Raw genomic sequence first — 3,945 nt, forward strand, 5'->3', positions numbered from 1 at the left:
CCTTCTGCACCAAGTCCGCGAGTTCTTGCCAGCTCCGCCGACCAACCCCCGAGGCCGGTCCGATTGCATCGATCAGATCGGAGGGAAGCGAGTCGATAATAGAAAGCATGCGCGACAGTTCCGCCTTATCGACCGACATTGCGGAGGTGATGACTTCGCGGGGAAAACGCTCTTTCAGTCGTTGCGCGAACCGAGACTTCTCTATGTAAGAGAGGTCCTCGCGCTCGTTATTTTCCTGCCCTTGTGCGATCACCAGTTCTTCATCGGTTAAGGTGCGGATAACCGCCTTAACTTGTAGACCGAGTTCTTGGATCGCGCGTAGGCGACGATGACCGAAAGCTACCTGATAGCGTCCCGATCTTTCAGGGTGAGGCCGCACAAGGATCGGTACCTGCTGACCTTGTTCGCGAATCGACGCAAGCAGACCATTGATGTCGCCTGGCATGCGGTCCCGAACGAAAGACGGTTCGATCAGCGCTGTGTCCATGTCGACTACTGCCTGGCCCTCAGCAAGCCGCCGCTCGATATCGTCGGCGCGTGCTTGGCGGGCTTTCTCCTCACGCATTGTGCTGGCGACTTGCCCAACGAGCTTGTTGTCGGTGGCCGTGGTCTTCACAGGCATTTCGGCATCGACTTGGATCAGGTTCAGAAGGTTTTTTCGGCTCATGCCGGTCTCCCCCAAGCTTTCTTGATCAGGGTTTCGATCTCGTCGTTAACGCTGTTCATCGACTCAATCGCTCTGTCGTAAGTGCTCCGTGTAAACTGACCGCGCTCGACCTCGTACAGCGTTTGGTTGGTGAGGCCGGCATCTGAAACGGCGGTCGATTTCAGCATCGGAAAGTTCAGAACGTGGGCCCCGAAGATCGACCGGAGATAGCCGACCATCTGGTTTTGAGGACCGTCAGAAGGCTCGAACCGAGTGATGAGGTATCGCAACCAGGCAAAATCAACATTGCCACCGGCGGCGGCGACTTCTCGCAGCAAATCAGCGACCATTGCAAGGAATTGATTCATCGACATGACATCCAACATCTGCGGATGAACTGTCACGAGAACTGACGTTGCCGCGGTGAGGGCAGAAAGTGTGAGGTACCCTAGCTGAGGAGGGCAATCGATGATGACGATATCGTATTCCGCGCTGACATCGTCGATAGCGTCGCTTAGGCGCTGGAAAAACATTACATCTCCAGCTTGCCGTGTCATCAAAGCGCGCGGGGTATCATGCTCAAACTCCATGAGTTCGAGATTGCCTGGGATAAGATCCAGCCCCGGGATATAGGTTTTGCGGATGATATCTTTGGCCGGCCGGCGGGCGTCATCATAACGTAGTGCGCCATACATTGTCTCATTCTCGTGAACATCAAGCTCGGGCTGATGTCCGTAGAGGGCAGACATGCTCGCCTGCGGATCAAGATCGACAGCCAGGACACGATAGCCGCGCAACGCAAGGTACTGGGCGAGATGGACCGAAGTCGTAGTTTTGCCAGAACCCCCTTTGAAGTTCATGACGGAAATAACTTGCAACTCTTCCTCGTCACGTCGGTGAGGCAGATACCTGCGATCCGCTCTGCCAACTTTGTCGAGATGTCGACGAATTTTGTCGATGTCCTCAACGGAATAGGAACGCCGGCCGCCTGGTGTCGTGCTCACCTCCAGGTCACCGATGTCATTCGAAACCTGTCGAAGATAGACTTCCTTCACGCCAACGAGTTTGGCGGCCTCTGACGGTTGGAAATGGCGTATTCCCTTTTGTGCCGTCGGCGGAAACGTGCTCAGATGATGGGCTTGTAGCTGAACAGCGAGAGCCGACGAATGCCTGTCTATAAGGCTCACGAGAGTCTCTCGTAATGGCGCTTTCGCTTCAGCCGTCGTTTTCATGTCTAGCCCAAAATTTAATAACAGCGGTTGGATGCGGCAAAACCCATTTCTTACCGCTGTTGCAATAAGCCCCGATTCTGACTGTTCGGCAAGCTCTTTAAGGTTAACAAAACCTTAACGGGTAGCTGAAGCGTAGCGGCGGCACTCCAAAAGTCCTCGGAAATGCAAGGATGTAGCTGGGTCCAACCGACAAAATCCGCTCAAAGCAGGCGCTAAAAAAAGAGTCGAAAACATGGGCGTGGGTGTAGCTCGACAGGTGCTTGAGCCGGTTCGTGCTGAATCTTGCGACTCACGCGAACAGTGTCGGCCAATTAGTATCGAGATTTCTGTACCTAACCAGAGCAAAAGAGAACTGAAGAAAGCAGCTCCTTATTCAGCATTCAGCGCTCGGGGGAACCCGGCGGCAAGGTGGTAACCCGACGGCAGCGACCCAGCGATGATCCGAATAGCGGCGATCATCGAACTCTGGTTATCAACTCCAACAACGGCTGATAGGGTCGCCCGTTAGCTGGTCCATGGACTGATGATATCGATTCCGAAACCTTCAAAATCCTTGGTATTGCGCGTCGCGAGAGTAAGATCGTACGCTACCGCGGTGGCGGCGATCATACCGTCCATCGAGGCCAGCCCGCGACCACTCCGCTTGGCAAGCACCATGAGGTCGCCCCATGACAAGGCGACAGGCTCTTCCACGGGAATGAGCCGCCCCTCGAAACGCTGCGGTAGATCGCGAGGAAGCCACTCCGCCAGGATTTTGCGTTTTCGTCCGCTGTCCATCAGAGCAATACCGCGGCGAATTTCCGCGATCGATATGATCGCTGATAAAGGCTCGGTCTTCATCAAGCCCATCGAGCCAATTCAGAACGCTTTCGTCAGGACGTGGCTTTGTGACTTCGGATAGAACATTTGTCTCGACCAGGCCCAAAATGCAAGCTGGGGAGGGGAGGGGCAACGTGCATGCCGGCGGCCCACCAGCCTGACCAATTTCTGATCGTTCAGGCAATCAGGCCTCCACGGCATTCTCCTCCTGCTGGCAGGGAGGGGTGGAATTGAACGGCCAACCGCATCGATAACCCGGAAGCGCTGTGCTGAGGGACGGCGCAGCGTCTCGGAAACAGTATTTTTAGGGTTCTGCGCGATGATACAGCCATTCTCGGCGTGCTGATCCATAACGACCGATAAGCCGGCAGTTCGCGGCATTGTCATGCGGATGAACTGTCTTCGGATGGTTCCGCGCTGTCGCCTCTTGCCGCGCAACGGGTCACGTTTGATACACGAAGCACTGCGGCCATACGGCCGTATTCTATGCGGAATTTCCAACGTTCTCATTGTCATCAGGGGACACACAAAGCCGACGTAGTCTCTAGCCGCATCAAACCGATCAATCCCTGAAATGAGACAAAAATGGCAAAAGCGCCGAAGGTTGGAGAACCAAATCCGTTGGTCGTCATCGAACCGACCACCTCTGTAGTCGACGAAACTGTTTCGGGACCGGGCGAGCAAATTGATACTGTTGAGGATGTACCAAACATCGCCGCCGGTGTTGTCAGCGAAATCGCTGAAGGTGCGGGGGATATGGCTGAGATTGTTGAGGAACAAACAGAGGGCTTCGCGTCCGCGTCGGCTGAGCAAGTCCACTCGGCCGGTGATGTAAATCCGCTTTCAGTGGTTGCCGTTCTGCCGCTCGTGTTCTGGGCAGCGATCGTCGCATCCTGTTTGCGAACACTTCATACCTTCGCGCCCGCTCAGCATCCGTTTGGCCGGCAGGCATAGGCTTCGAGGTCGTCTACCGAAAATTTGGGGCGCAGGTTATTAAGAACATCAGCGATGATGGGCTGCGCTCCAACCTGATCCTGGCCCTGGTCCTACGCCCACAAAACCCAGCATAACGGACAGTTTTATCCCCTTCGAAAATATTTCTGCGTCGCGGTGGCGCTTTGAACGATCTGATTTCGGTGAATGGAGAGAGCTCTCATGGGCGAAAAGAAGAAGAAAATCTATCATGCGCTGGTCGAAGGCGCGACGACAGGACTGACAGACAAGGCCTTGTTTGCATTCGTGCAGGAC

General features: G+C 55.0%; 3 protein-coding genes and 1 pseudogene. 1 reads left to right on the forward strand and 3 read right to left on the reverse strand.

What is annotated here, in order from left to right:
* From repB to AC1D17_RS27960, 3 genes and pseudogenes are all read right to left on the reverse strand, one after another.
* Positions 1–667: plasmid partitioning protein RepB (gene repB / locus AC1D17_RS27950; protein ID WP_477568486.1), on the reverse strand; the 667-nt coding region annotated here is incomplete at its 3' end.
* Positions 664–1,878 carry a plasmid partitioning protein RepA gene (gene repA, locus AC1D17_RS27955; RefSeq protein WP_477568487.1) on the reverse strand — a complete coding sequence of 405 codons (1,215 nt, stop codon included), beginning with the start codon at positions 1,876–1,878 and terminating at the stop codon, positions 664–666. The genes repA and repB, both read right to left, overlap by 4 nt.
* A gap of 504 nt (positions 1,879–2,382) precedes the next feature.
* Positions 2,383–2,806: pseudogene (locus AC1D17_RS27960) on the reverse strand (PIN domain-containing protein).
* Positions 2,807–3,282: 476 nt separating this feature from the next.
* Between AC1D17_RS27960 and AC1D17_RS27965 the strand changes: the two are divergent.
* Positions 3,283–3,651, forward strand: coding sequence for a hypothetical protein (locus tag AC1D17_RS27965; RefSeq protein WP_477568488.1), 369 nt, complete (start codon positions 3,283–3,285; stop codon positions 3,649–3,651).
* The last annotated feature ends 294 nt before the right edge of the window (positions 3,652–3,945 follow it).

Source organism: Pararhizobium sp. P1_E7 (genome assembly GCF_056405855.1).